General features: G+C 50.6%; 2 protein-coding genes and 1 pseudogene. 2 read left to right on the top strand and 1 reads right to left on the bottom strand.

Annotated features, from left to right (window positions below; genetic code table 11):
• Window positions 1-70: 70 nt before the first annotated feature.
• Window positions 71-1,387 (bottom strand): NAD(P)/FAD-dependent oxidoreductase, encoded by a 1,317-nt coding sequence (locus ACVBEF_RS20960; protein WP_447125832.1) that lies wholly within the window; start codon window positions 1,385-1,387, stop codon window positions 71-73.
• Window positions 1,388-1,717: 330 nt separating this feature from the next.
• Between ACVBEF_RS20960 and ACVBEF_RS20955 the strand changes: the two genes are divergently transcribed.
• Window positions 1,718-2,584 carry a ferritin-like domain-containing protein gene (locus tag ACVBEF_RS20955; RefSeq protein ID WP_447125831.1) on the top strand — a complete coding sequence of 289 codons (867 nt, stop codon included), beginning with the start codon at window positions 1,718-1,720 and terminating at the stop codon, window positions 2,582-2,584.
• 91 nt (window positions 2,585-2,675) lie between these two features.
• Window positions 2,676-2,876, top strand: a pseudogene (locus tag ACVBEF_RS20950) (adenylyltransferase/cytidyltransferase family protein); the annotation flags it as partial.
• Window positions 2,877-2,928: the final 52 nt, after the last annotated feature.

The raw sequence follows: 2,928 nt of genomic DNA, 5'->3' as shown, positions 1-2,928 counted from the left end.
TCTCCGACTCAGTAGTTCTATGCCGAGTACCACGGACAAGCACGAATCGATGTGCATATTTTCTCTGGCCTTAAGCGGCAATGCTTTCGGTGGCGCGCAAGACTTGACGGGGCAAGCTCAGAATGGCGCTGGCTGCGGCGAGTCCGGATGTCAGACCGTCTTCATGAAATCCATAGCCCAGCCAGGCACCGGCATACCAGGTGTTGTTGTGGCCTTGCATGGCGGCGAACTGTGGTTGCGCGGCGATGGCTGCGGCATCGAAGATCGGATGGGCGTAGTCGAAACGTTGGATCACGCTGTGTGGCTTCGGTTGATCGATGGGGTTAAGGGAAACCATTAACGGCGTTTGGAACGGTAGCGGCTGCAATTGATTGAGCAAATAATGTACGCAAACCTGCGGATCGCTGCCGGATTGACTTTGATAATTCCACGCGGCCCAGGCTTTGCGGTTCTGGGGTAACAGACTGTGATCAGTATGCAGTACAGCGTGATTGGGCTGATATTGGATGGCGGATAACAGCCGCTTTTCCTCTTGCGTAGGGTCTTGTAGTAATTGCAAACTCTGATCGCTATGACCGGCCATCACGACATGATCGTAGTGTCGTGTACCGTTGCGGGTTTGTACCCTTACCTGACAAAGACCTTCGCTGTGGAATCGGCTGATGCCCGTGACTGGGGTGTGCAAATATGTGTTGGGGATGACCGCTAATAGCTTGTCGACATAATGTTTAGCGCCGCCCTTGACGGTGCGCCATTGGGGCCGGTTGCTGACTTGGAGCAGTCCGTGGTTATGACAAAACCGGATAAAACTGGAGACGGGAAATGCCAACATTTGCGCCGTCGGGCAGGACCAGATGCAGCCAGCCATCGGGAGCAAATACCAATTTTTGAATGCCTCACTGTAGTTGTTGCCGGATAGAAAATCGCCCAGCGACATCACGCCGAGCGGAGAGTCGGCGTCGTTAGCGATCTCGGTGGCTTGCGCATTGAAGCGCAGGATGTCGCGTAGCATCCGTAAATACTTGGGGCTGAGTAAATTGCGACGCTGGGTAAAGACGCTGTCCAGATTGGTGCCGGACCATTCGAGCGTGCGTTTGCCGAAGCGGCCATTGATGGGTATTTTTACCGAGAACGACATATCCGTTGCCGCAGTCTCAACCTGTAGTTCTTCGAATAATGCGACGAGATGGGGATAGGTGCGGTGATTGAAGACCAGAAAACCCGTGTCTACGCCGTAAGTTTGTCCATCCAACGTGACGTCGACTGTATTAGTATGACCGCCAAAATAGTCATTCGCCTCATAGAGCGAAACGTGATGTCCGGCCTGGGTCAAGCGGTACGCACTGGCGAGACCGGAAATGCCGGAGCCGATAATGGCGATGTTCATCTGCGTCTGCTCCTGGGGGAATGTTTCTTATAGGCGTTGTAATTTATATTGCTGATAATGCTCCTTTACTACATACGTAGGCTCTAAGTATTCGGATTCAAAATAGTTGATGACATTTGATAATATTTTTGCGCACATCCAGTACAGCCTTTTTTGCGTATACACATTGTAAGAAACAATCAGAAACGTTGTTTATTAATCAATGAGGGCGACAGCGGAGCGGTTTTCTTAAAATTGTCCTATTGAAACTGACCACGCCAGAGCTTATAAATAGGTTACCAAGGCAATTCTTGGTAAAATCACCGGGTTAACCCAACTTGTAAGGTATTTATGCTGTATCCAGAATTGTTTAAATCACTGGAAGAAGTCCGATGGAACATGGCGACCGATATTCCGTGGGACAAGTTTGACGCTTCCCAACTATCAGACGAGCAGGCCCAGACGATTCGCATGAACGCGATTACAGAATGGTCGGCACTGCCTGCTACAGAAATGTTTTTGCGCGATAACCACGGCGATAGTGACTTTTCGGCGTTCATGTCGGTGTGGTTTTTTGAAGAGCAGAAGCATTCATTAGTCTTAATGGAATACCTGCGTCGTTTCCGTCCAGAGTTGGTGCCAACGGAAGAAGAGCTTGACAATGTCCGCTTTGAATTCGACCCGGCACCAGCGCTAGAGACGCTGACGATGCATTTTTGCGGCGAAATTCGTCTTAATCACTGGTACCGCTGTGCGTCGGACTGGCACACTGAGCCGGTCATCAAGCATATTTATAAAATTATTAGCCAAGATGAAGCGCGTCATGGTGGTGCTTATTTGCGCTACATGAAAAAAGCGCTAGTTGAAGTCGGCGATCGTGCTTCAGCGGCATTCGCCAAGATTGGCGTATTGATGGCATCTTCCCGTCGTACCGAAAAGCCTTTGCATCCGACTAATCTGCATGTGAATAAGGCCTTGTTTCCAAACGACACGGTCCAAAGTCGTCTGCCGGACCCGGAGTGGCTGGAGCGTTGGCTTGATGATCAGATTAAGTTTGACGGCGTGTGGGAAAAGAAGGTCGTTGACCGTATTTTGCACAATATGTCATTGTTGTTTGAGCGTAACTTCGTGACGGTGCAGGATTTGAATCGGTATCGTAAGGAAATCGTTGCGCGGCTCGCTGATCTACCTGTTGCGCCGCCTGCGATTGTTGCTTAACCCGGTTGTTGGAATAGATTGATCTGTTCAAAGCAGACCCGAAGAGCCGCAATGTGTTGCGGCTTTTTTATTTCTTACTTGTATGGCCCCCATGATTACATTCGAACAAAAAATTACATCGCGTGCCCAATTACGTGCGCGCATTGCTGCGTTACCGCAACCGGTGGTCTTGACGAACGGTGTTTTTGATATCTTGCATCGGGGACATGTAACCTATCTGGCGCAGGCTCGCGAGGAGGGGGCGTCGCTGGTGGTGGCCGTCAATACGGATGCTTCTGTCAAGCGCTTGGGATGATCGCGCCCATGCGTACGCGTGGTGTGCTGGCAATTTTGCCGCATAGTCG

It is taken from the genome of Glaciimonas sp. GG7, from assembly GCF_052976905.1.
Note: the sequence above shows the minus strand (reverse complement) of the source record. Positions and strands in the feature narration are given on the sequence as shown.

Bases quoted from the DNA above. Each gene is read 5' to 3' on its own strand.
- ACVBEF_RS20960 (WP_447125832.1), bottom strand. From the start codon at position 1,387: ATGAACATCGCCATTATCGGCTCCGGCATTTCCGGTCTCGCCAGTGCG.
- ACVBEF_RS20955 (WP_447125831.1), top strand. From the start codon at position 1,718: ATGCTGTATCCAGAATTGTTTAAATCACTGGAAGAAGTCCGATGGAAC.